Raw genomic sequence first — 23,059 nt, 5'->3', positions numbered from 1 at the left:
CCCAATCCTAGCGGGATCCCCAGCTTTTGGGGCGAAAAAGGTTGGCAATGGCAGCGGATCCCTCACAAACAGGTCTTGCGCCCTCAAGCTGACTAGAATCATTTAGGTAAGTCCTCTCCTCGGCTGGCCGTCCTCCTCCATGAACCAGCGCCTCATTGGACAACTGATCGGCAACCGCTACCGACTGACCCACCACATCAGCGAGGGTGGCTACGGCAATGTGTTCGAGGCGGTGGATACCCAGTTGAATGACGAGCCGGTGGCCGTCAAGTTGTTGCGCCCGCCGCCGCCAGACATGGAGCCGGAGTATTACCAGCAACTGCAGCAGCGCTTCCTGGACGAGGCCAGGGTCAGCGCTCTGTTGGGCGAGCACCCCAACATTGTGCAGGTGCGCTCCTATGGCCTCTACCAAAACCAGCCCTACCTGGTGATGGAGTACCTGAATGCCCAACCCTACACCGGCCAGGGGTTGGACTATGTGTTGGCACGGGAAGGCCCCTTGCGCCCAGAGCGGGTGGTGAACTTGGCATTGCAAATTTGCTCGGCCCTGCACCACGCCCACAACTTTCACATGGATCTGGGCAAACACTCGATTCGAGGAGTCATCCACCGCGATATCAAGCCCAGCAACATCTTTGTGCAAAAAGGGCCCGACGGCAAGGAACGGGTCAAGATCCTCGACTTCGGCATTTCCAAGCTCATGGGGGAGACCTCCCGTGGCCTGACGCAAACCGGGTATTTTTTGGGCACGATGGTCTATGCTTCCCCGGAGCAGATGCGGGGAGAGAAGCTGGATGCCCGCTCCGACATCTATTCGCTGGGGGTGGTGCTGTACGAGCTGTTAACCGGTGCCCTGCCCTTCGAGCCGGAGACCGATACCCTGCAGGGCTGGTACCACGTCCACAACTTCCAACAGCCCCGCCCCTTTCAAGACCATCCGCTGCCCCACCCCATCCCTGAGGCTCTGGAAAGGGTGGTGCTGCGTTGCTTGGAGAAAGACCCTGCCCTTCGCCCGGCCACCATGGAGGAGCTGGCCCAGCAGCTCCGAGCCGTCTATGGGGATCAGATCTCGACTCCCACCTCCTCGGCTCCTCCTCAACAGGTTTCTCTTCAGCGGATCCCTGCGGGGTTTGGCCAGCAGGCGGCTGCGTCGGAAGCTGAGGCGGAAAAGCTCCAGCGGGCGGTGCATTTGATCGAGGCAGGCGAATACAAAATGGCCGTCCACCTGCTCAACGAGCTGATCCAGAGCGCCCCCAACGAAGCCCGCTACTATCTGTACCGCGGCCTGGCCCACCAGCGGCAGGGCCATTGGGGCCTTGCCCAGATGGACTATCAAGGAGTGCTGCGGCTGGAGCCGGGCAACCCCTCGGCAGAACAGGGCCTGCGCGAGGTTGAACAGCAGGTCGGCCAGGAACAGGTTAGCCCCCACCCGAAGCCCACCCTCCCCACCTCAGGCAAGCCCCGCCAGAGCAAAGGATTGGCCCTGGTCTGGCTCCTGGCCAATTGGGCGGCGGCTGGGATTGGCTATCTGGGGCTGGGGGCGGCAGCTCCCCTCCTAGCTGCTTTGGGTTCGCTCCAAGGAGCGGTGGCTGGGGCCAGCCTTGGCTTGGGAATGGGGCTACTCCAGTGGGCGGTATTGCGACGGCAGGTTTCTTGGCGGTGGGTGGCGGCTACGCTACTGGCCACGGCTTTGGGCTGGGTGGCAGCAGATACCCTGGCCCCTCAGGTGGGGGTGGCAACCTTCGCTTTCGATCCCAGGGATCCCTGGCCACAGAACGCCTTGCAGGCGATGGCCAGCCCGCTGCGTGGCTTGCTGGTGGGGCTTGGCGTCGGTGGATTGCAAGGGATCCTCCTGTCCCGGCACGGGAAAGTCGCCTGGGCCTGGGTCTTGGCGGCAGGGGTAGAAGGGGGAGGGGCAGCCCTGTTGATGGCTTGGCTGCTGGCCGGCACCACCTTGAACCGTTGGCTGCTGCTGAGCGTGGGGCTACTGGCCAACACCCGCCCCCTCAGCGCAAGGGTGCTGTTGAACTTGCGCCGCGTCCCGCCTGTGCAAAACTAACAACAAGCCTCTTAGGGGATCCCGTCCCGAAAGACAACCCCAGTTGGATGGTCATTTGCATGGCTCCCTCACCCCCAGCCCCTCTCCCAGAGGGAGAGGGGAGTTAGGGATAGGACAGCCTTGCCTAGCAATAACGACGTAGAGAAACGTTTCATTGCCATTTGAAATGGCTCTACAAACTTAACTGCAACCTTCAAGCAGCAAAAAGATCCCCTTTCGAGGATCTTCTTGAGAATACTGTTGCGCCGTTTTACCGTGGTTTTCGACCTGGAAAATCCAGTGTAGGATATCGGGGATGATTGTCGATAGTTTCCAAATCAAGTTTGGCCTACTGCTCTCACATCCACTTCCCATCCTAATTGTCGAAGGGTATCGATCGCAAAAACATAACGGCAGTCACCAACGCCGCAGAATTCTTCGTCGATCATACCGCATTTTTGGGGTGTGCCTGTCAAGTGCTCAGCAAGGGCTTAAGATGAAAGGCAGCTTGACTTTTTGCCGGCCATGCTCAATTCCTGGTTAGACAACATCTACGGCGCCTGGTTTCTGCCGGAGCGCACGTTTCGGGCGTTACGGGAACGGCCTGTTCTCTGGCAAGCCTTTGGGGTGGTGGGGCTGCTTAACATCCTGGAGGTCATTCGCCGCTCCGGAGCAAGCCTGCCGAGCATGGTACTGGCGGTACTGATGGGATCCCTGGGCTGGGTGGGTTTGGCGGCTTTGTTGCAGTTGCTGGCCTTTTGCTTGGGGCGGGCCGCCCCTTCCTTTGCGGCGCTGCTGTGCTTGACGGGGTTTGCCGGTTTGCCGTGGCTGCTACTGGGGCCTGCCCAATCCTTGGGCGGCGTGGCGGGATCCCTGCTGGGCTTTGCAGCACTGCTGTGGTTTGTGGTTTGGCAGGTGCGGGCGGCGGCGGTGGCGCTGGATCTGGAGTGGTGGCGCCTGGTGGGCCTGATCCCCTTGGCTTTCCTAGGAGGGATCCTGGCCCTGAGCTGGCTGACCAGCGGCATTGTGGCCTTGGCTTCTCTGGGCTAGAGGGCCATCAAAGCTTAGCAAGCAGAATGAAGCAGCCCACCAGCCTAGCGGGGCACTCGCTGCAGATGCGGCTTTTCCTCCGGCAAAATCGCGCCTTCTACCGGGCAAACCTGCAAGCAAATGCCACAGTCGATGCAGGCGGCAAAGTCGATCCAGAAGTAGTCGGTGCCTTTGGCATTTTTGCTGTCGCCAGGGTGAATGCAGGCGACGGGGCAGGCCTCCACACAGTCGGCAATGCCTTCGCAAACGTCGGTGACGATGGTATGGGGCATGGATCCCTCCCACTGAATTTGAATCCATCCAATCTCAATGCGGCCAGTTGGCTCAAGATTGCCGGCGGGCCGCAGATGGCTTTGTCATTTTAGGCGAAAACGGGGGTCGGAGCTGAAGCTAGCTCTCTCTTAGGTCTCGCTCTTGAAATTGCCACCAACGGCTGAGGGGCCAATAGAGGGCAGGTGCCCACAGGCTACTTAAAATGGCAGATGTGAGGGCATTGCGTTGATGGTTCCACCAGATGCTCTCCAGAGAACGCGGGCCATCGCCGCCGGTGCTGCTGAGAGACTGCAATCCATCCAGCCAAGTTTGCATTCCTGCTGGATCCAGATTCTCGGATCCCTGCGAGGCCACGAGCCACATCCATTGCAGCGCCATCAGGGTTTCGGCGATCACCACCATACCGAAGACGATCAAGGCCACCGAAATGAAGTCTTCCTGCATGTAGCGTTGTTTTTGCAACTTGGCGGTGAGGATCCCGACTACGGCCAGCCCCAGCGCATGGGTAGGACAAGGGCTGGTCAGCGCATCTTGCAGAAAACCCAGCGTGATCCCGGCAACAGCCCCCTGCCAAGCCTTGCGCCGCACGCTCCAGCACACCACCCAGATCAAGGGCCAATCGGGGGTTAGGCCCGCCAGCTCCAAGCCCGGCCCTCGCCACCAAGGGGCCACCGCTGCCAGCACCCCTGAGAGGGCAGTCACCACCCAATTGAGGCAAGACCCAAGCTTAAGAAGCAGAAGGTTGCGCATAGCGGTAGATCAAGGCCCATTGCAAGAGGCCCAGCGGCGCCGACAGTTCGACAGTGGCTTGAGGAGCAGGGCTGGCGTCCAAGTTGACCGCTCGAACCGTTCCTACCACAACCCCGGCTGGATAAAAGCTGCTGAGGCCCGCGGTCACCACCACATCCCCCACCTCGACTTTGGGAGCCTTGTCGAAAAAGTCCAAAACAGCGCTTTGGGTGCCCGTACCTCGCAAGATGCCCATGTATCGGCTGCGACTCAACATCACCCCGACACGGCTGGTGGGATCGCTGATCAGGAGCACCCGGCTGGTATTGGGAGTAACCGACTCGACTCGCCCGATCAACCCGCCCGGCGCCATGACCACATCTCCCACCCTGACTCCGTGCCGGCTGCCACGGTTGAGGGTGAGCTGTTGCCACCAGTGATCGGCGCTGCGGCCCACCACGGCTGCCGGGATCCCCGCTTGGGGCATTTGCTCGGTAAATTGCAGCAGCCGCTTCAGCTCGCGATTTTGGTACTGCAACTCGGCTACCAGGGCTTGCAGCTCACGGGTGGCAGCCTGGCTGAGCACCGCGGCGGGATCCACAGGCGGACGGGCCGGGGCAGTGATCCAAGTGTACAACTCCACCAACAGGGATCCTTGGGTTTGGCGCAGTCCTAATGCAGCCCCCATCGCTAGAGCAGACAGGAGCAGCCCCAAACCATGGCGCCTCCACCATTGGCGTAGCCGATTCAAGCGATACCTCTCTGACCCACTCGACTCACACCTCAAATCAGGGATGGGAAAAACTCCTCTAGCCCTTGAAGCTGCCGCTCAACACTCGACCCAAGGTTTTAAAATCCTCCAAAACCCGCCCAGTACCCAGCACCACACAACTGAGGGGATCGGGGGCGATGTGAACTAGGATGCCGGTTTCATGGCTGATCAGAGCATCCAGGCCCTTGAGCAACGCTCCCCCTCCGGCCAACATGATGCCGCGGTCGATGATGTCGGCGGCCAACTCCGGCGGCGTGCGCTCCAGGGTGCGCTTAATGGCTTCCACGATCACCGAGAGGGGCTCGGCCATGCTCTCGCGAATCTCGGTGCTTTTCACCGTGACGGTCCGGGGCAGGCCGGAGAGCAGGTGTAACCCGCGCACTTCCATGCTCAGCTCCTCTTGAATCGGGTAAGCAGAGCCGATCTGAATCTTGATCTCTTCAGCGGTGCGCTCCCCAATGGTGAGGTTGTGAACTTTTTTCATGTACTGGATGATGGCTTCGCTCAGCTCATCTCCCGCCACTCGCACCGACTCGCTCAGCACGATCCCCTGTAAACTCAGGACAGCCACCTCGGTGGTGCCGCCGCCGATGTCGATGATCATGTTCCCGGTGGGCTCTTGCACCGGCAGGCCGGCCCCGATCGCTGCTGCCACCGGCTCGTCCACCAAATACACCTCCCGCGAGCCGGCTTGCAGGGCCGCTTCCATTACCGCCCGTCGCTCCACACCGGTTACGCCGCTGGGGATCCCGATCACAATGCGCGGAGCAATCAGGTAGCGGCCCTCGTGCACGCGATGGATGAAGTGTTTGAGCATCATCTCCGCCGTGTCAAAGTCGGCGATCACCCCATCTCGCAGAGGGCGCACCGCCACAATGTTGCCCGGAGTACGGCCCAACATTTTTTTGGCATCTTCCCCCACGGCCAGGGGTTGCTTGGTGTTTTGGTCGATGGCGACCACAGAGGGCTCTTGTAGGACAATGCCTCGCCCAGCCACGTAGACCAGCGTGTTGGCAGTGCCCAAATCAATGCCCATGTCACGGGAAAATCGGCTGAATAGCCCCACGGTCAGTTGCTCCAGTCTTTATTGGGAAGAACCAGCAAGCTCTGGTACCTACTATAGTTCAGTTCCGTAGGAGAATCTCCCTGACACCCACTCTTCTAAGGGGCGGGGGGCCGCGCTTCCTGCCGTTTAAGCTATAAAGTGCTTCACACCGCCGACGCGAACGAGAACGTATGAGCGAAGCCCTGCCATGGCTGCTGGCTTGTTTCCGGAAATGGCTGCCTTTTCCTGAGAAGTGGCTGCCGCCGGAGAGCTATTGGGTAGGGGGATCCCTGCGGGATGCTTACCTGGCTTGGCTGCGGGGCAGGGCCGAGGATGCGGAAGCGCCGGCGGATTTGGATCTGATGTGCGCTGCGGATCCCGTGGGGTGGGCGGCGGGGGTGGCGCGGCGGCTGCGGGCGGGCTTTGTGGTGTTGGATGCCGAGCGGCAGATTGCCCGTATGGTGTTGGCAAAGTTAACTGTGGATGTGGGGCTGCAGGCAGGTCCCACCCCAGAGGCGGATCTGGAGCAGCGGGATTTCACCTGTAATGCCCTGGCCTTGGATCTGCAAAGGGAGCAACTGCTGGATCCCACCGGCGGACGAGCCGATATTCGCCAGGGCCGGATGCGCATGGTACACCCCGACAACCTGAGCGCCGACCCGGTGCGGCTGCTGCGGGCCTACCGCCAGGCGGCCCAACTGGGGTTTGCGCTGGATCCGGCCACCGAGGAGGCGATCCGAGAGCGGGCCCCCCTTTTGGCCCAGGTAGCGGCAGAACGGGTGCGAGCAGAGGTGGTGGCCCTGCTGGCAACAGGGATGGCGGGGCTGGCCCACCTGCAGGCGGCGGTGGCGGCGGGGTTGCTGCAGGCTTGGCTGCCCCGCTTGCAAGCGGAGAGTCCGGGCTTCCTTCAAGCTCAAGCGGTGTGGTGGTGGGCCGAGACCTGGCAACGGCAGTATCCCCGCACCCTGGCAGAGCTGGCCCAACCTTTGACGGAAGGTGCCCCGCACCGCTCACGCGAAGGGAGCAGCAGGCTGCTGGCGGCGGTGCTGGCGGCCTTGCTGTGGGATCCGGCGGGAACCCCGGCAGCAGTGGTGGAAACCGAGCTGGAACGGCTGCGCTTCAGCCGCGCAGAAATGCGGGCCATCCAAAAGCTGCACCACCTCTTGCCTCAGCTCCAGTCTCTTCTGGCCGACTCCCCCACCCCTGCGCAACAGTGGCGGCTCTATCACCAGGCGGGATCCCTGTTCGGCGGCCTGGCGCTGTTGGCAGCAGCCACGGGCGGCGACCCCCAAAAGCTGGAGTCTTGGCTTCAGCGCTACGAAGATCCCCAGGATCCCTTGGCCCATCTGGTGCCCCTGCTGGATGGCCAGGATCTGGTGGACAGCTTGGGGGCCAAACCCGGCCCCTGGGTAGGTCAGTTGTTGCAAGCCCTGCAAGAGGCGCAGGCTTGGGGGCAGATCCAAACCCGTGCCGAGGCACTCTCCTTTGCCCGCCAGTGGCGTGGGAGAGGCTCTCAAAACACCCCAGAACACTAGCCGAAGCGATAGCCGAAACCGCGCACCGTTACCAAATACTCGGGGTTGCTGGGATCCAGCTCCAACTTTTCCCGCAGCCAGCGGATGTGCACATCCACGGTTTTGCTGTCGCCCATAAAGTCGGATCCCCAGATGCGCTCCAGAAGCTGCTCCCGCGTCCAGACGCGGCGGGGGTTGGACATAAACAGCTCCAACAGACGAAACTCCTTGGGGGAGAAACTGACCTCAACACCCCGCACCAACACGCGACACTCCTGAGTAAACATGCACACATCCCCGTAGCGGAGCACCGTGGCATCGCTGGGGTGGGACTGCTGCTGCCGGCGCAACACCGAGCGACAGCGGGCGATCAGCTCCCGCATGCCGAAGGGCTTGGTCAGGTAGTCGTCGGCGCCAAGCTCCAGGCCCACCACCCGGTCGGTCTCGCTGCTTTTGGCCGTCAGCATCAAAATGGGAAGCGTGTTGCCCTCCCTGCGCAACAGCCGGCAGAGATCCAGGCCGTTCAAGCTGGGCAACATCAGATCCAGGATCATCAAATCCAGCCGCTCCGCCGTATACACCAACTCCAGCGCTTGCCGGCCATCGGCGGCCTGTAAAACTTGATACCCCTGTTCTTCCAAAGCCAGGGCAACTGTCTCCCGAATGGCATCCTCGTCATCCACCACCAACAGGGTCTCCAGAAGGGGAGAGGCTTCCCTAGTTTGAGGGAGTGAACCGGTCATGGAGAGGGTTGCTTGCATACAGAACTCCGTCGCGCCTGCGCGAACGGCCTCACAGGGGAAGAAGGGCAAGTGCCGCTACCTTCAACAGCAGCCCCCCGATAGGATATCAAACTTCTAGGCCAGCCAATGGGGTGAAAGGCTGGGAAGAGAACGGGGGCAGAACGCTTGCCCAGACTCATGAGACGACGAAGGGGGCTACAAGAGTTCCAAAGCCCCGCAATTCAGGATAATTTAAGGTCAAGGTGAAGCCGTTCGTTCTTCACCACCAGCCGGTGAGTCTAAGCCTTTCTTTTCTCCCCCCGTAAGTTGCGCAGGGGGGTTCGCGTTTGCTGGTGGGTCAGAGCCCGGAAGCAGCGTGGAGCGCCGGGGAAAAGTCTCAAACTGAGGAGCTATCTCTGTGTTAAGCGAGCGTGAACTTTTTTAACGATCCGAGTATGGGTTGCCGAGAGCGTAACTTAAGCCTCGTAGAATGAGTCGCAAAATTCCAGGCAGGACCTTCGGACATGGATTACATTCGCACCTTTAACGACGATCCCTGCGAGGGGCATCTTTCGACGCCTATTAGCGATTCTCCTGTCACCCGTCTGTTTATCAACAATCTCCCCATCAACCGTCCTGGCCTATCGCCGCTGTTGCGGGGGCTGGAGATTGGGTTGGCGCATGGCTATTTCTTGGTGGGGCCGGAAATCGTGGTGGGCCCGCTGCGCGACTATCCTGAGGCGGCCAATTTGGGTGGGCTGGTCACGGCCATGGTGATTGTGTTGCTGGGAACCGCCTGCATGTCTGCGTATGGCAGTGTTACCTTTGGAAACAAGCCGGAAACGCCGGGAGCCAATCCTCTATCTACGGCGCGTGGCTGGGGGGATCTGACGGCAGGATTTTTCTTGGGAGGCATGGGTGGCGTCTTTGCTGCCTACTTCCTGTTGGAGAACTTTGCCGGGATCGACGCCATCTTTCGAGGGTTGGTGAATTAGTTGTCAAGCTTGTCAAGACACTGGAGAGGAGCAAAACCATGACCGGTTCTTACGCTGCTGCTTATCTTCCTTGGATTTTCGTCCCCATTGTCGGTTGGCTGCTTCCGGCAGTAACCATGGCCGTGCTCTTTTTGTACATTGAGCGCGACTAATTTGTTCTAGTCTCAATTGGTCTTAGAAGAGGGATCCCTTCTCTAGGGATCCCTTGCTTTTTGGGCAGACCTTGGCGCAACGGCTGTTTCTATCCCCCCTGCTGTCTTCCCAAAAGCTGGGGCAGCACCCGACCGAGGTTGAGTCTTCTTGCTTTTGGGAAAGGGAAACTTCCAAAGCGTCTCGGCTCCCCTACCACCGCCCTTGATGCTGCCTATGCAATCTAAAAGCAGGAGCTCAAAAAGTTCCGCGAAGACATTGACTACGTCAAAGGAGCAACTGGCCTAGCCATTGCTTATAGATGGTCTTGACACTCCTCCGACTAAAGTCGGCTCTCCCAGGGGGATCCGCCCTCACCCCCAGCCCCTCTCCCTCTGGGAGAGGGGAGCGGGAGAAAGGGCTCCGCATCCCTACCACAGGCAACTGTGCCAGCCAGGCATATTGCTGCTTCAAGAGATCATGCGCTCGAGAGCAAGTTGCAAATCTTGAGTTAGCTCGGCTACTGCCTGTCTGGCTTCCTGGCGGCCTTGGCGGTACTGGCGTTCCCATCGCTGGCTCACCCAGATGGGATCCCCCACCGTAACTTGAACTTCTCGCCAACCCAGGCGAGGCCGGGCCGGGTAGGGATCGCCGCGCAGGCGGGCCAAGACATCAAACAGGATCAGGGCACTTTCTGCCAGCCGCTCAAAAGAAGGCTTGCTCAGCAAGTACTCTTCCTGCACGGCTACGCAGCTTTCCACCAGGCGCATGTGCTGCAGGTAGAGGGTGGCCTGCTGGGCTTTCCAGTTGAGCAACCCCCGCTGCAGCGGGGCCAGGGATCCGGGATGCCGCAATTCTTCTCGGTAGATCTGGGTCCAGGCGGCTTCTTCGATGCGGCGGCAACGGCTGTTCCAGTCCCCTTGGGGAGATAGGCCAAAGTAGGTCTCGGCCGTCTGCAGCGCCGTGTGGAGCAGCCGCTCCAGGCGGGCGTTGAAAGGCACCCCAGAAGGAAGAGGGGGAAGGCCGTAAAACGTTTCCATCTGGGCCAGCAGGTGGTGGGCCAGGCCACAGATCCGCTGAGCACAGTGGCGGTTTGCGGAAGGCTTGGGATCCGCCGGCGGCGTCAGGCCACTGAGGCGCTCGAGGTGGCTTAGCAGGCGCTCCAGCTTTTTCCAAGAGGGCTTTAGGTAGCGATATTGGATCCCGATGGGCACCACAACCACCTTTTCCGAACGACCGGCTTTGGCCAGGTCTTCGGCGCACCAAAAGGCCAGTTGCGCCGTTCCCGGCTCCAGAGGATTGACCCGCTCGCTGTGGCCATTGGTGGCCCCTTCCGGGGCGATCCCAAAAGGAAATGGGCCGTCCAGCAGTAGGCGCCGCGCCGCCGCCAGCGCCAGCCGATCCACCCGCCGTCCCCGATGCACAGGGATCCCGCCCAGGCGAGACAGAAGCCACCCTAGCCACTCGCCACCCCAAAGAGGCATGCCCCGGTCGTAGAGAAAATGGGCGTGAATGGGTTTGCGGAGGGGGATCCCTTGGCGACGGGCAGCCTGCGGCACCAGGCGAGAGAGCACGTAGAGGCCCACCAGGGGATCATCCACCTCCACATGGCGGAAAGCGAGGATCAGCCGGATCTGGCCCGCCTGAAACTGGTGGTAGAGCTGCGCCAGGGTCTGCACGCCCCTAGCCTCGATTTTGGCAATGCCGGAAGGAAGCCAGGGCCGCACCCTCAGCCGCAACAGCAGCGGCAGGATCCCGTGGACAAGCCGCAGCACCCAGGGCTTGTAGGCCGGCGGGATAAAGTCTAGGGGGGGACGGGCAAAAGAGGGAGGTGGTGGCGAAAACAAGGCTTTTTCTCAAATACTGAATTGCTCAAGCTAGGCCCAATCAAATCCCCATCCAATCGATCGGGTTATGGTCGTTTCAAATTTACCCTCACCCCCGGCCCCTCTCCCTGAGGCATCCCTCATCCCCAGCCCCTCTCCCTGAGGGAGAGGGGAGGAGGGCCAGATAGCGCCGTTTGGGTTTCGGTGCGACAAGAGGCTGAGTGCCTTTCTCTCTCTAACTCAGGGTGGCTACGGGCTGGGCTTCTACCAAAAGTTGCTGGGTTTGCAAGTCGAAGATAGTGGCCAGCAGCCGCCGCGAGGCATCGACGGCAAATTCCACCTTGAGGCGATCTTCTCCTGCCCGGCCTGGGGGTTGCAGGCGGGCCAGACAAGCCGGCTCGGCGCCAGGGGCCAGGGATCGAAAATCGGTTTGTCGAGTGAGTTGGCGGCTGCTCATGCGCCCCAGCTCGTCGTAAACCACCTCGGCCTGGGCCACCTGAGCCACTTCTCCCACATCGAGGCGAATTTCGGTTTGCCCGTCGTTGGCCACCTGCAAGATCAAGGGCTCGGAGCGTCGGCAGGGGTAGGGGCTGCCCCGCTCAAACAGAGGGTAGTAGATATAGCTTTTTTGCAAGGGATCCCAGAGGCGGATGGCGTAGCTGTGGTGCAGGCGATCCTCCAGCTTAACTTGGCGGCCCACCTGCAGGGCGCCCAAGGCCACAGCGTCGAAGGGGCGTTCGCAGCGGACTTTCTTTTTGCCAAAGTAGGAGCGGAGCAGCTCTTGGACTGCCGGCAGTTGGGAGCTGCCTCCCACCAGGAGCACCTGCTCAATTTGGCCTTTGCCCACTCCCCTGGCCTGGGCAGTGAGAAGCACATCGTCTAGGCACTGGCGGATTTGATCCAAGAGCTGGTGGGTTTCTAGAATCTCCTCCAGCACCTGCCGATCCAACTGCAGCTCATAGGCAGTTAGGGCTTCGTCGTCAAACCAACTGCCCACCGCCTTGGGCTGGGCAGAAAGGGCGATCTTGAGCTGTTCTGCCTGCTCCAGAAGGGTAATCCAGCTCAGGGCTCCCAGCTGCTGCCGGCTCAGCCCCAGTTGCCCCAGCAGGTATTCGGCAATCCAGATGTCGATGTCCAATCCGCCCACGTAGGCGTCGGCCTTGGCAATCACCTCCGCCTTGAGGACAGGGTCGCCCGGCTGAGGGGGAAGGGTGCGCACCAGGCTGAGATCCAAGGTGCCGCCACCGAAATCCACCACCAGCACAAGGGATCCCGGCTGGCCAACCGCATAGCCCAGGGCAGCAGCAGTGGCCTCGTCCACAATCTGAATGGGATCCCCGGCCACCCTCCGCAGCCAGTTTAAGTAGCGCTCAAAAGAGCCGACGGGAGCTGTAAACACCACCTGTTGCGGCTGCGGGTACTCTTGTTGGATGGCTTCCATCACCGCCTGCAAAAAAGCCTGGGCCACCCTCTCGGCATCGTAGCGCTCCCCATCCAGAACTCGCGGCGGGGGCACAAACTCCGCCACCAGATCCCGCTTGAAGCCCTGAAACAAGCGCTGCGGATCCACTGCCCCCCAGCGCCCGGCGCGCACGGTTTCTCCCACCAGGAGTTGGCCTTTTCCCTTGACGTAGACCAGGCTGGGAATGGCCGCGTAACCGGGGCGGGAGAGGCCGGGAAGGCTGAGCAGGCGGGGCGCTTCTTGTCCAAGATCCCAAACCGCCACAACCGTATTGCTGGTGCCAAAATCAATAGCCAGCGTCGCTTTGGGGACGGGTGCCATCAGCTCAATCCTCCGGGCAGGGAGCGACTAACTTTGGCCGGGCAAAGAATGCGTTGGCCGCAGCGGTAGCCGACAAAGCGGATATAGACAGGATCCCCAGGCCGAATGTCCGGCTGATCCGGCTGGTGCAGTTGCGGGTCGAAGGGGACAGATTCAAGAGGGCTGCCGATGGCTTCATACCCCCACTGCTGCAGCAGGGCATCCAGCGACCGGAACAGAGCCGTCACGTTCTGGGCCGGCCAATCCGGCTTGCGCCGGGCAATCTCGCGGACGGTGGGGTAGCTGGTCAGCAGCGGCTGCAGCAGGGAGAAGATTGCCTCTGCATTGTCAGAGCCCCTTCCGCCGCCAAGCAGGGATCCCACATCCCACCGGAGAGCGGCAGCCAACTTTTGCAGTTGCTCCAGGCGCAGGGATCCCCACCGCCCTTGGCGCACCTGATCGAGGGCGCGGCGGCTGATCCCTGCTTGAGCTTGCAAGGCCTGCCATGAGGAAAGGCCAACGGCTTGCATGCGTTCCCGCAGCCAACTGTCCAGCGGTCTCTCGGCCATTGGGTTTTGCCAGGGATCCCTATGATCATGCCCCAACTGGGGCCTGGGTCAGGGATCCCCAAAGCGCAGGGAGCGGGCTATGGCTTCCACATCCCGGTCGTAGCGCTCGCGCCGGCTGGCCGGATAGACCAATTCAAAGCCAGCCTCTAGAGAGGGGCGGACAAGCTTTTTGAGATAGAAAATCCGCAAGCTGCCTGGCTCGTAGCCGGAGACCACGAAAAAATCCCGACCGGCAACTTGATAGGTAACCCGGCGTCCGCTTTCTCGGCTGCGCTGCAACTCCTCTTGCAGGGCGCTGGCGGGCGTTGCTTGAAAAATATTGTACCCACCCCAAACGCGGAGCTCAGCCCCCTCTTCGCCGACAAACACCTGACCGTCGCCGCTATCGGATTCCCCTTGGGGGACAAAATCGGCCGGATAGTCGAGGCGATAGCCAAAGCGGGCATTGATGTAGGGCTGAAAACTTGACTGGGCCAGTACCAAAAGAGCGGGTGAGGCCAGAGCCGGGATCCCTTTTCCCACAAAGAGAGCGGCGAGCAGACAGGCTAAGCAAGCAGCAGATCTCATGGTTTCGAGTTTTTCGGATCTGCGGCCATTCTAGGCTCCTTTTTTCTAAACTGCTGCTGGCAAAGGGATCCCTCACCCCCAACCCCTCTCCCACAGGGAGAGGGGAGAAGGATAGGGTTTCCAGCTTGTTGATTTGATGTCGATTAACTCCGCCGGTCGCTATCGAGGTTTTGCCCGGAGCGCAGCAGTTCAATTTTTTCTCTAGCTCGCTGGATAGCGGCGCAGTTGTCCACTGCTGCCCAGGTGGAGGCCAGAAAAAGTCCAGGGAGAGAAACTTCTCCTTCTTCTCCGTCGCCAAACAACACGCCAATAAAAATGCACCACCCCAAAAAGACCATCAGCGCTTTCCATCGCCGCGTATAAATGTAGGCTGCAAAAGCCAGCAATAACGACAAAAAGATTGCCACTCCCTGAGACTTTTGAGAAAGGGCATAGGTGCGGCGTAGTTCTTCGTCTATGCGCTTTTGATCTTCTTGCTGGAGCAACTCTTGCAGATGCTTGTCCATAAAGGCCGCTCCCCAAAATCAGACGGCCTCATCCTAAAGATCCCTGGAAGTCCCCTATTCAAAGCCGGTTTTGGCGGGATCCCACCCTCTAGGGCGGCAAATAGTCGCCTTCCCGCGTTTCCGACTTTTGTAAAATAGGGAGGACTGTCTCCTATTGCCGGCTGCCCAGCCCGCACCAACAGATTTGCCATGACCTCAACTCCTCTTGCTGCTGCCCACGCTGTTGCTTGGGATCCCCTTGACCCGCAGGTGCGCCCGGATCCCCAGGGCCGGTTTGGGCCGTTTGGGGGCCGCTTTGTACCGGAAACCCTGATGAGCGCCCTGACGGAGCTGGAGGAAGCCTTTGAGCGGCACTGGCAGGATCCCGAGTTTCGCGCCGAGTTGCACAGCTTGTTGCGGGATTTTGTCGGGCGGCCCAGCCCGCTTTACTTTGCCCAGCGGCTTACCGAACACTACGGCGGCCCCCAGATCTACCTCAAACGGGAAGACCTCAACCACACCGGCGCCCACAAGATCAACAACGCCCTCGGCCAAGTGCTGCTGGCGGTGCGCATGGGCAAGCGGCGGATCATCGCCGAGACCGGCGCCGGCCAACATGGGGTGGCCACGGCAACGGTGTGCGCCCGCTTCGGCCTGGAATGCGTCATCTACATGGGGGCGCTGGACATGGAGCGGCAGGCCCCCAACGTGCAGCGGATGCGCCTGTTGGGCGCTGAGGTGCGCGGGGTGGAAGCCGGCACGGCCACCCTCAAAGATGCCCTCTCCGAGGCCATCCGCGACTGGGTAACCCATGTGGAGACCACCCACTACGTCATTGGCACGGTGGCCGGGCCCCACCCCTACCCGAAGCTGGTGCGGGCCTTTCACGATGTCATTGGCCAGGAGACGCGGCAGCAGTGTCAGGAGAAATGGGGAGGGTTGCCGGACGTGTTGCTGGCCTGTGTGGGCGGCGGCTCCAATGCCCTGGGCCTGTTCAACGAGTTTATCCGCGATCCTCAGGTGCGGCTCATCGGTATTGAGGCTGCCGGGGAGGGTTTGCACACATCCCGCCACGCCGCCACCCTCAGCCGCGGTCGCATTGGGGTCTTGCACGGGGCCATGAGCTACCTGTTGCAAGATGAAGAAGGCCAGGTGCAGGAGGCCCATTCCATCAGCGCCGGCCTGGATTACCCTGGCGTAGGGCCGGAGCACAGCTACCTAAAAGAGATTGGGCGGGCCGAGTACTACGCGGTTACCGACGACGAGGCGGTGGAAGCGCTGCTGCTGCTGTCGCGCCTGGAGGGGATCATCCCCGCCCTGGAGACAGCCCATGCCCTGGCCTACCTGAAGACTTTGGCGCCGCAGCTTGGCCCCCAGCAGCGGGTGGTGGTCAATTGCTCCGGGCGGGGCGACAAGGACTTGAACACCGTTTTCCAGTACCTGCAGCAGCGGGGGCGTAGCCTAGCCTAGAGTTGGGTTGCCAACCCTCTCTCCCTTGCCAAGGGGATCCCTGCCCATGTCCACCTTTGCCGTTCGCCTGCTCGGCCTACTGACCTTGTTTCTGGGGGCGGGGCTAGTGCTGCTGGTTGGATCCCAGCCAGAGGTTTCCGGGCGCGTTGGCGGGATCCCGTCCCCGGCCACGACTTTCTGGGCAGGCGCCTTGGTCGACCCCAGGGAGGAAGAGGCGAAGGGGACAGGGATCCCCGCTCCCGGCCAGCCGCCACCCCTTCCTGAGACGCTGCCGGCCCTGGCGCGGCAGGCCATCGCCCACTACTTCGCCACTGGCCAGGTGCTGCCCGCCCCAGAAGAGATCCCGCCCCACTGGCGGCGCCCGGCGGGAGTTTTTGTTACGGTGACCAGGGAGGGGCGGCCCCGCGGCTGTTGGGGCAGCTTGGATCCCGGCGGCGAGGATCTGGCCAGGGCCACCATCCGGGCAGCGGTGGGGGCTGTTACCCGCGACTGGCGCTATCCGCCCCTGCGACCTGGGGAGCTGGAGTCGGCGTCCATCCAGGTGGCCATCGTGCGACGGGTGGTGCCCATCCCCTCGCTGGAGCAGGTGGATCCCACCCGCATGGGCCTGTTCATTCGCACGGGCACGCGGGGGGCGGTGTTGCTGCCCGGAGAAGCCCTGACAACGGAATGGCAGCTTTCCACCGCCAAAAGGTTGGCCGGGATCCCTGCGGATCAGCCAGTGGAGCTGTTTCGCGTGGAGGCGGAGCTGCTGCATGAGTTTTGAGGCCCAACCCGACCGGTGGCTGGCGGCGGTGCTGGGCAACACCCACGTGCGCTGGGGCTGGTTTGTGGGGGAGACCTTGGTCAAGGTGGAACAGTTCCCTGCCCACCGGCCCTTGTCCTGGCCGGAAGAGACGGAGCTGTGGCTGGCTGCCGTTGGCTCTGCCCCTTTGCCGCCGGGATCCCCGTGGGTGCATTGCCTTGGACTCTCCCAGGTGCCGCTGCGGGATCCCTACCCCGGCCTGGGGCTGGATCGGGCGCTGGCCGTCTGGGCTGCCGGCATCCACTACGGCTGGCCCTGTCTGGTCATCGACGCCGGCACCGCCCTAACCCTGACGGGGGCTGACCCGGAGGGATCCCTGCTGGGAGGGGCGATCCTGCCCGGCCTAGGGCTGCAGGCACAGGCACTGGCCGACCACACCGCCCGCCTGCCCAAAGTGGAGTGGGAGGCAGCGGATCCCTTGCCCCCCCGCTGGGCCAGGGACACTGGGGCTGCCATCCGCAGCGGCATTCTCCACACCCTGCTGGCCGGCTTGCAGGACTTCATCGCCGACTGGCGGCGCCGCTTTCCCCAGGGGCCCCTGCTAGTAACCGGCGGCGATGGCGAGCTGCTCTACGCCCACCTGCGCCCCCTGGACAGGGAACTGCACTGGGATCCCCACCTGGTGTTGCGGGGGATCGCCGGCTGCCGTCAGTTGCACCGCGCTGCTCGGCAGTTCCCTGGTGCAGAATAGAAAACAGTCGCTTGGGGGCTTTTTATCCCCAACCCTAGAGCTCGCTCAGGCCTCCAAGGACTCTGTCCTGCTAGCGCAAACGGAGCGGGCAGCTTCTCTACCTCTTGGCAACCCAGGGATCCCATGGCCAACGGCAACTCCTTCGGCGTCTTGTTTTGCGTCACCACCTACGGTGAGTCCCACGGGGGGGCGGTGGGGGTGGTGGTGGACGGCTGCCCACCGCGGCTGCCCTTGAGCGAGGCCGACATCCAGGCGGAGCTGGATCGGCGCCGCCCTGGCCAGAGCTCCATCACCACGCCGCGCCAGGAGGCGGATCGCTGCGAGATCCTCTCCGGGGTTTTCCAGGGCTTTACGCTGGGCACACCCATCCACATCCTGGTGCGCAACCAGGATGCCCGCCCCCAGGACTACCGCGAAATGGCCACCACCTTTCGCCCTTCCCATGCTGATGCCACCTACCAGGCCAAGTACGGCATCCGCAACTGGCAGGGGGGAGGACGGGCCTCGGCGCGGGAGACCATTGGCCGGGTGGCCGCCGGGGCCATTGCCAAGAAGATCCTGCGTCTGGCGGCAGGGGTGGAGATCCTGGCCTATGTGCAGCGGGTCAAAGACGTGGAGGCGCAGGTGGATCCCAGCTCAGTAACAGCCGAGCAGGTGGAAGCCAACATTGTCCGCTGCCCCGACCCAGAAGCGGCGGCGGCAATGATTGAGAAAATCGAAGCAGCGGCGCGGGAAGGGGATTCTCTCGGGGGAGTGGTGGAGTGCGTGGCCCGCAATGTGCCCCGCGGGCTGGGCTGCCCCGTGTTTGACAAACTAGAAGCCGACCTGGCCAAGGCGGTGATGTCGCTGCCGGCCAGCAAGGGGTTTGAGATTGGGTCGGGGTTTGCCGGCACCTACCTGACGGGCAAGCAGCACAACGATGAGTTTTACATGACCCCCAGCGGCTGGCGCACCCGCAGCAACCGCTCCGGCGGCATCCAGGGGGGCATCAGCAACGGGGAAGATATCGTCCTGCGGGTGGCCTTCAAGCCCACCGCCACCATTCGCCAGCCCCAAAGCACGGTCACCCTCGACGGGCAGGAGACGGTCTTGGCGGCGCGGGGGCGCCACGATCCCTGTGTGCTGCCGCGGGCGGTGCCGATGGTGGAGGCGATGGTGGCTTTGGTGCTCTGTGACCATCTGCTGCGCCACCACGCCCAGTGCGGATCCCTAGTCTTGCCGGAGGTGCCCATTCCTGCCGTTCCTGTGCCCCACAGTTAGCGGCAGCCGGTCGGAGCCCTTGCGGAGATCCTGATTGCGCCAGCGGGATCGAGTCTTTGTATCCTGAGAAAGAGGCGGGATCCCTGCTCATGGCCAAGGCCAAAACCGTCTGGGAGTGTAGCCAGTGCGGCGAGCGCTATCCCAAGTTTTTGGGCCGCTGCGACAACTGTGGCGCCTGGAATACCCTGACGGAGGTGGTTCTCACCCCCTCTCCCAAGTCTGGGTCACCCCAGCGTCTTGTCCCCCCGCGCAGCCGCGGCAGCGGGATCCCCCAGGCAGCCCTTCCTCTCGCTCAGGTGCACTCGGATCGCCACCCCCGCCTTTCCTCGGGCTTTGGCGAGTTCGACCGCGTGTTGGGGGGCGGCATTGTACCGGGATCCCTGGTGTTGATCGGCGGCGATCCGGGCATTGGCAAAAGCACTCTGCTGCTGCAGACTGCCGCTCATCTGGCCAAGGGCGGGCCTGTCTTGTACGTGTCGGGGGAGGAATCGGCCCAGCAGATTAAGCTGCGTGCAGATCGCCTCGGCGGGACGGAGGGGCTGGGGATAGAAAGCGAGCAGCTCTACCTATTGGCCGAGACCGAGCTGGAGGCCATTCTGGCCGAGATCCAGGCTCTGCAGCCGCAGGTGACCATCATTGACAGCATTCAGGCCATCTTCTGGGGGCAGCTTAGCTCAGCGCCGGGATCCGTCTCCCAGGTGCGGGAATGTGCCGGCCTCTTGATGCGGGTGGCCAAAAAACTGGGGGTGGCCCTGCTCATCGTTGGCCATGTCACCAAAGATGGATCCCTGGCCGGGCCCAAGGTGCTGGAGCACTTAGTGGACACCGTCTTGTACTTCGAGGGGGATCGCTTTCAGAGCCACCGCCTGCTGCGCGCCGTCAAGAACCGCTTTGGGGCAGCCCAGGAAATCGGCGTTTTCGAGATGACTGCCTCTGGCTTGGTGGAAGTAGACAACCCCTCGCAGCTTTTTTTGAGCAGCCGGGATCAGGCCACGCCAGGAACAGCCACCATCGTCGCCTGTGAGGGCACCCGCCCTTTGGTGGTCGAGGTGCAGGCCCTGGTCAGCCCCACCAGCTACAGCTCCCCCCGCCGCACCGCCACCGGCATCGAGCCCAACCGCTTTCTGCAGATCTTGGCGGTGCTGGAAAAACGGGTGGGGATCCCGCTTTCCAAATACGACGCCTACATCGCCTCCGCCGGCGGCATCCAGGTGGCCGAGCCGGCTGCCGACTTGGGGGTGGCGGTGGCCGTGGCCGCCAGCTTCCGGGATCGCCAGGTGGATCCCTTTACGGTCTTGATTGGCGAGGTGGGCCTGGGGGGACAGGTGCGCCCGGTGCCGCAGTTGGAGCAGCGCCTCAAGGAAGCCGCCAAGCTGGGGTTCCGCCACGCCATCATCCCCAACAGCCCTGTTTTGGCCGACGCTGGCCTGCGCCTCAGCCGGGTGCAGCGGCTGCTGGAGGCCCTGCTGGTGGCTCTGCCCAGCTCCGAGCCTACCCAGTGAGAGGGGATCCCCAACTGGCCCAGCTCGGCAGTCGATCTTCCGCCGAGAACCAACCTGCGGGCAAATGTCATTCATATCTATAGCGTTATATAGTAAAGTTTAATGCAAGGACAGCGACTCGATCCCTGCTCGGGTGGGCACCCTATCCTACAGACACTGGCGAAAGATACTGACCAAGGATCGACCTATGGCGTTGGTGGCCCTGTTTATCTTCGTGGTGTACCTGATCGTCTCCCGCTTGAACGCCCAAGCAGAGCGCTAGCTGCTCTCCAAAAGGGATCCGGCCAAAGCTGAGGAGGTCTGGCAGGATTTTTTGTCTCTTGCTCTGCTCAAGGAGGCAAGCCCAGGGTTGGGCTTCTATCTCTGGCGTGGGATTGGAGAAGCTTTCTGGTCACCCTTTTCCCAGCAGCCTTTGCTACCCTCGAGATGGTTTCATATCGGCTGATCGACAAACAACCGAGCAGCCCCTAGCAACCCTGCAAGGGATCCCGGCATCATGGTTTCTGCACCTTCTAGCCCCCTCAAGCCCTCGACACCAGCAGCGGAGTTTCCACCGCCGCCGCCACCGGATGTCAGCGACCTGACAATCGAGGACGACCAGCCTGTGGATAGCATCTACTCAGAGAAGCTGCAGCGCCTGCTCACCAGCGCCCTCTACGCTTCCTTTCAACCCAGGGCCAAAGACAGCGGCGAGCCGATCCCCTTCTTGGCCACGGCCAACGTCGGCCTGTTCTACGCCCTCAAGCTGCCGCCGCTGGTGCCCGATGTCATGCTCAGCCTGGAGGTGGCTCCCCCCGCCAGCTTCGAGCGCAAGGAAGATCGCACCTACTTCGTCTGGGAGATGGGCAAGCCCCCCGACGTGGTCATTGAGATTGTCTCCAACCGCGAGGGGGAAGAGCTGGGTCGCAAACTCAGGGACTATGCCCGCGCTGGGGTGGCCTACTACGGGGTTTACGATCCTTTGCGGCAACTGCGGGAGTTACAGGGATCCCCGCTGGTTCTTTTTCAGCGGCGGGGGGGAGAGCTGGTTCCCTTCGATTCCACTTGGCTGGAGGAGATTGGCCTGGGCTTGACCCTCTGGCAGGGATCCTTCGAGGGCGTCAACACGGAATGGCTGCGCTGGTGTGACCGAGAGGGCCAAGTTTTGCCCACCGGCGAGGAAAAGGCCGCCCTAGAGCAGCAGCGGGCCGAAAGAGAACGCCAACGGGCCGAAAGACTTTTGGAGCTGCTGCGTTCCCACGGGATCGCGCCGCCGGAAGAGTAAAAAAAGGATCCCGTCCGTTCCTGAAATCCTCTATTCCCTTTACTCCTATGTCCACTCTCCCCAGCAGCAGTGAAGCCGCCCAACGGGCCGCCCGTCTCGAGAAAGCCCGCCACCTGCAGGAGCAAGGGATCCTGCCCTATGCCTATTCTTTCCCGGTTACCCACCTGGCCGCCGAGTTGCAGGCCCAATTTGCCGATCTCGAGCCCGGCGCCGAGCGGGAGGATGTGCAGGTGGCCGTGGCCGGACGGATCCGGGCGCGGCGGGTCATGGGCAAACTGGCCTTTTTTACCCTTCAGGATCGCTCCGGCACCATCCAGCTCTACCTAGAAAAGCAACGGCTGACGGAGCACATGGGAGAGCTGGCTTTCAAGAACCTGGACAAGCTCCTCGACGTGGGCGACTGGCTGGGAGCCAAGGGCTGTCTCAAGCGCACCGAAAAAGGCGAGTTGTCGGTGCGGGTGGACGAGTACCAGGTGCTGACCAAGGCGCTGCTGCCCCTGCCCGACAAGTGGCACGGCCTACGGGATGTGGAGAAACGCTACCGCCAGCGCTACGTCGATCTCATCGTCAACCCCGAGGTGAAGCAAACCTTGCTCGACCGGGCCAAGATCGTCCGCTCCCTGCGGCAGACCCTGGAGGAGCAGGGCTTTGTGGAGATCGAGACGCCGGTGTTGCAGGTGATCCCCGGCGGGGCGGAGGCGCGGCCTTTCATCACCCACCACAACGCCCTGGATCTGGATCTCTACTTGCGCATCGCCACCGAGCTACACCTGAAGCGGCTGGTGGTGGGCGGGATCGAGCGGGTGTACGAAATTGGGCGGGTCTTTCGCAACGAAGGCATCTCCACCCGCCACAACCCGGAGTTCACCTCGCTAGAGGCCTATCAAGCCTTTGCCGACTACCACACCATGATGGAGCTGACCGAAACCCTGGTCTGCAACGCCGCCCTGGCGGTACGGGGATCCCTGCAAATTACTTACCAAGGGGAAGCCATCGACCTCACCCCACCCTGGCGGCGGGTGACGATACAGGAGTTGGTGGAAGAGGCCACCGGCATCTTCATCGACGTGGAAAAGGGATCCACCGCCGAGCTCTTGCCCGCCCTGGCCGAGCAGGGGATCCCCGATCTCTCCCCCCAGGACTCCCCTGGCAAGCTGCTGGTCAAAGCCTTCGAGCACTGCTGCGAAAGCCGTCTGCGCCAGCCGACTTTTGTTCTGGACTATCCCCTGGAGGTATGTCCGCTCACCAAGCCCCACCGCAGCAAGCCGGGGTTGGCGGAGCGCTTTGAGCTGTTTATCGTCGGGCGAGAGACGGCCAACGCCTACTCGGAGCTGACCGACCCGGTAGACCAACGGCAGCGGCTGGAGGCCCAGGCGGCCCTGAAGGCAGCCGGAGACGAAGAGGCCCACTTTCTCGACGAGGACTTCCTCACCGCCCTGGAGTACGGCCTTCCTCCCACCGGCGGCCTGGGCATCGGCATCGACCGTCTGGCGATGCTGCTGTGCGACGCCCCTAGCATCCGTGATGTCATCGCCTTCCCGCTGCTGCGACCGGAGACAGGAGAAGGTGCGGAGGAGGCTTGAGTGGATCC

22 protein-coding genes are annotated in these 23,059 nt (G+C 62.2%); 12 read left to right on the top strand and 10 right to left on the bottom strand.

From position 1 onward, the window contains the following. The first annotated feature begins 139 nt into the window (after positions 1–139). Positions 140–2,059, top strand: a complete 1,920-nt coding sequence (locus tag NW862_RS05645; RefSeq protein WP_414426996.1) for a protein kinase domain-containing protein — start codon at positions 140–142, stop codon at positions 2,057–2,059. A 504-nt stretch (positions 2,060–2,563) separates the two neighbouring features. Next, positions 2,564–3,088 (top strand): YIP1 family protein, encoded by a 525-nt coding sequence (locus NW862_RS05640; RefSeq protein WP_414332949.1) that lies wholly within the window; start codon positions 2,564–2,566, stop codon positions 3,086–3,088. 44 nt (positions 3,089–3,132) lie between these two features. On the opposite strand, the gene NW862_RS05635 is transcribed toward NW862_RS05640, so the two are convergent. From NW862_RS05635 to NW862_RS05620, 4 genes are all read right to left on the bottom strand, one after another. Beyond that, on the bottom strand, positions 3,133–3,360 hold the full coding sequence (locus NW862_RS05635) for an indolepyruvate ferredoxin oxidoreductase subunit alpha (protein WP_414332947.1): 228 nt from the start codon (positions 3,358–3,360) through the stop codon (positions 3,133–3,135). Positions 3,361–3,478: 118 nt separating this feature from the next. Continuing rightward, a complete protein-coding gene (gene mreD / locus NW862_RS05630; RefSeq protein ID WP_414332946.1) occupies positions 3,479–4,111 on the bottom strand; it encodes a rod shape-determining protein MreD in 633 nt (210 codons plus the stop codon). After that, positions 4,089–4,805, bottom strand: coding sequence for a rod shape-determining protein MreC (gene mreC / locus NW862_RS05625; protein ID WP_414332944.1), 717 nt, complete (start codon positions 4,803–4,805; stop codon positions 4,089–4,091). The genes mreD and mreC overlap by 23 nt, the downstream gene beginning before the upstream one ends. A gap of 94 nt (positions 4,806–4,899) precedes the next feature. Then, a complete protein-coding gene (locus tag NW862_RS05620; RefSeq protein ID WP_414332942.1) occupies positions 4,900–5,928 on the bottom strand; it encodes a rod shape-determining protein in 1,029 nt (342 codons plus the stop codon). A 170-nt stretch (positions 5,929–6,098) separates the two neighbouring features. On the opposite strand from NW862_RS05620, the gene NW862_RS05615 reads away from it, so the two are divergent. Beyond that, the gene (locus NW862_RS05615; protein ID WP_414332940.1) at positions 6,099–7,442 is read left to right on the top strand and encodes a CCA tRNA nucleotidyltransferase; all 1,344 of its coding nucleotides are present in this window, start codon (positions 6,099–6,101) and stop codon (positions 7,440–7,442) included. Here the strand turns inward: NW862_RS05615 and NW862_RS05610 are convergent. After that, the gene (locus NW862_RS05610) at positions 7,439–8,164 is read right to left on the bottom strand and encodes a response regulator (RefSeq protein WP_414332939.1); all 726 of its coding nucleotides are present in this window, start codon (positions 8,162–8,164) and stop codon (positions 7,439–7,441) included. The two genes, NW862_RS05615 and NW862_RS05610, sit on opposite strands and share 4 nt — an antisense overlap. Positions 8,165–8,667: 503 nt before the next feature. Here NW862_RS05610 and NW862_RS05605 point away from each other — a divergent pair. Beyond that, positions 8,668–9,138 carry a photosystem I reaction center protein subunit XI gene (locus tag NW862_RS05605; protein ID WP_414332937.1) on the top strand — a complete coding sequence of 157 codons (471 nt, stop codon included), beginning with the start codon at positions 8,668–8,670 and terminating at the stop codon, positions 9,136–9,138. 38 nt (positions 9,139–9,176) lie between these two features. After that, positions 9,177–9,290, top strand: coding sequence for a photosystem I reaction center subunit VIII (locus NW862_RS05600; protein WP_011428960.1), 114 nt, complete (start codon positions 9,177–9,179; stop codon positions 9,288–9,290). A 447-nt stretch (positions 9,291–9,737) separates the two neighbouring features. Here the strand turns inward: NW862_RS05600 and NW862_RS05595 are convergent, their stop codons facing one another. The 5 genes from NW862_RS05595 to NW862_RS05575 all read right to left on the bottom strand — a co-directional run bounded on the left by NW862_RS05595 (position 9,738) and on the right by NW862_RS05575 (position 14,497). Beyond that, entirely contained in the window at positions 9,738–11,114 is a 1,377-nt protein-coding gene (locus NW862_RS05595) for a 1-acyl-sn-glycerol-3-phosphate acyltransferase (protein ID WP_414349084.1), read from the bottom strand. 214 nt (positions 11,115–11,328) lie between these two features. Then, the gene (locus NW862_RS05590) at positions 11,329–12,876 is read right to left on the bottom strand and encodes an Hsp70 family protein (protein ID WP_414338223.1); all 1,548 of its coding nucleotides are present in this window, start codon (positions 12,874–12,876) and stop codon (positions 11,329–11,331) included. Next, a complete protein-coding gene (locus tag NW862_RS05585; RefSeq protein WP_414332932.1) occupies positions 12,876–13,424 on the bottom strand; it encodes a hypothetical protein in 549 nt (182 codons plus the stop codon). Before NW862_RS05585 ends, NW862_RS05590 begins: the two co-directional genes overlap by 1 nt. Before the next feature lie 48 nt (positions 13,425–13,472). Next, entirely contained in the window at positions 13,473–13,991 is a 519-nt protein-coding gene (locus tag NW862_RS05580) for a hypothetical protein (protein WP_414332930.1), read from the bottom strand. A 143-nt stretch (positions 13,992–14,134) separates the two neighbouring features. Then, complete coding sequence (locus NW862_RS05575; protein ID WP_414426995.1) at positions 14,135–14,497, bottom strand: hypothetical protein; 363 nt, start codon at positions 14,495–14,497, stop codon at positions 14,135–14,137. A 189-nt stretch (positions 14,498–14,686) separates the two neighbouring features. Here NW862_RS05575 and trpB point away from each other — a divergent pair, with 189 nt between their 5' ends. The 7 genes from trpB (at position 14,687) to lysS (ending at position 23,051) form a co-directional block, all read left to right on the top strand. After that, positions 14,687–15,946, top strand: coding sequence for a tryptophan synthase subunit beta (gene trpB, locus NW862_RS05570; protein WP_414332926.1), 1,260 nt, complete (start codon positions 14,687–14,689; stop codon positions 15,944–15,946). Between the two features lie 7 nt (positions 15,947–15,953). Further along, positions 15,954–16,712 carry an AMMECR1 domain-containing protein gene (locus NW862_RS05565; protein WP_414332924.1) on the top strand — a complete coding sequence of 253 codons (759 nt, stop codon included), beginning with the start codon at positions 15,954–15,956 and terminating at the stop codon, positions 16,710–16,712. Then, positions 16,702–17,442, top strand: coding sequence for a pantothenate kinase (locus NW862_RS05560; RefSeq protein WP_414332922.1), 741 nt, complete (start codon positions 16,702–16,704; stop codon positions 17,440–17,442). Before NW862_RS05565 ends, NW862_RS05560 begins: the two co-directional genes overlap by 11 nt. 123 nt (positions 17,443–17,565) lie before the next feature. After that, the gene (aroC, locus tag NW862_RS05555; RefSeq protein ID WP_414349079.1) at positions 17,566–18,702 is read left to right on the top strand and encodes a chorismate synthase; all 1,137 of its coding nucleotides are present in this window, start codon (positions 17,566–17,568) and stop codon (positions 18,700–18,702) included. A gap of 89 nt (positions 18,703–18,791) precedes the next feature. Beyond that, positions 18,792–20,204 carry a DNA repair protein RadA gene (gene radA, locus NW862_RS05550; RefSeq protein ID WP_414367738.1) on the top strand — a complete coding sequence of 471 codons (1,413 nt, stop codon included), beginning with the start codon at positions 18,792–18,794 and terminating at the stop codon, positions 20,202–20,204. Between the two features lie 496 nt (positions 20,205–20,700). Further along, positions 20,701–21,468, top strand: a complete 768-nt coding sequence (locus NW862_RS05545; protein WP_414332919.1) for a Uma2 family endonuclease — start codon at positions 20,701–20,703, stop codon at positions 21,466–21,468. A gap of 47 nt (positions 21,469–21,515) precedes the next feature. Beyond that, entirely contained in the window at positions 21,516–23,051 is a 1,536-nt protein-coding gene (gene lysS, locus NW862_RS05540) for a lysine--tRNA ligase (protein WP_414332918.1), read from the top strand. Positions 23,052–23,059 lie beyond the last annotated feature (8 nt).

This window comes from Synechococcus sp. H55.8, from assembly GCF_047462375.1.
In the GTDB taxonomy this organism is placed as follows: Bacteria; Cyanobacteriota; Cyanobacteriia; order Thermostichales; family Thermostichaceae; genus Thermostichus.
Note: the sequence above shows the minus strand (reverse complement) of the source record. Positions and strands in the feature narration are given on the sequence as shown.

Excerpts from the sequence above, each read along its gene's own strand:
- NW862_RS05610 (WP_414332939.1), bottom strand. The coding sequence starts at position 8,164 with ATGACCGGTTCACTCCCTCAAACTAGGGAAGCCTCTCCCCTTCTGGAG.
- mreD (WP_414332946.1), bottom strand. The coding sequence starts at position 4,111 with ATGCGCAACCTTCTGCTTCTTAAGCTTGGGTCTTGCCTCAATTGGGTG.
- NW862_RS05640 (WP_414332949.1), top strand. The coding sequence starts at position 2,564 with ATGCTCAATTCCTGGTTAGACAACATCTACGGCGCCTGGTTTCTGCCG.
- NW862_RS05615 (WP_414332940.1), top strand. The coding sequence starts at position 6,099 with ATGAGCGAAGCCCTGCCATGGCTGCTGGCTTGTTTCCGGAAATGGCTG.
- NW862_RS05580 (WP_414332930.1), bottom strand. The coding sequence starts at position 13,991 with ATGAGATCTGCTGCTTGCTTAGCCTGTCTGCTCGCCGCTCTCTTTGTG.
- lysS (WP_414332918.1), top strand. The coding sequence starts at position 21,516 with ATGTCCACTCTCCCCAGCAGCAGTGAAGCCGCCCAACGGGCCGCCCGT.
- NW862_RS05590 (WP_414338223.1), bottom strand. The coding sequence starts at position 12,876 with ATGGCACCCGTCCCCAAAGCGACGCTGGCTATTGATTTTGGCACCAGC.
- NW862_RS05635 (WP_414332947.1), bottom strand. The coding sequence starts at position 3,360 with ATGCCCCATACCATCGTCACCGACGTTTGCGAAGGCATTGCCGACTGT.
- radA (WP_414367738.1), top strand. The coding sequence starts at position 18,792 with ATGGCCAAGGCCAAAACCGTCTGGGAGTGTAGCCAGTGCGGCGAGCGC.
- NW862_RS05600 (WP_011428960.1), top strand. The coding sequence starts at position 9,177 with ATGACCGGTTCTTACGCTGCTGCTTATCTTCCTTGGATTTTCGTCCCC.
- NW862_RS05645 (WP_414426996.1), top strand. The coding sequence starts at position 140 with ATGAACCAGCGCCTCATTGGACAACTGATCGGCAACCGCTACCGACTG.
- NW862_RS05575 (WP_414426995.1), bottom strand. The coding sequence starts at position 14,497 with ATGGACAAGCATCTGCAAGAGTTGCTCCAGCAAGAAGATCAAAAGCGC.
- NW862_RS05545 (WP_414332919.1), top strand. The coding sequence starts at position 20,701 with ATGGTTTCTGCACCTTCTAGCCCCCTCAAGCCCTCGACACCAGCAGCG.
- NW862_RS05605 (WP_414332937.1), top strand. The coding sequence starts at position 8,668 with ATGGATTACATTCGCACCTTTAACGACGATCCCTGCGAGGGGCATCTT.
- trpB (WP_414332926.1), top strand. The coding sequence starts at position 14,687 with ATGACCTCAACTCCTCTTGCTGCTGCCCACGCTGTTGCTTGGGATCCC.
- NW862_RS05585 (WP_414332932.1), bottom strand. The coding sequence starts at position 13,424 with ATGGCCGAGAGACCGCTGGACAGTTGGCTGCGGGAACGCATGCAAGCC.
- NW862_RS05560 (WP_414332922.1), top strand. The coding sequence starts at position 16,702 with ATGAGTTTTGAGGCCCAACCCGACCGGTGGCTGGCGGCGGTGCTGGGC.
- aroC (WP_414349079.1), top strand. The coding sequence starts at position 17,566 with ATGGCCAACGGCAACTCCTTCGGCGTCTTGTTTTGCGTCACCACCTAC.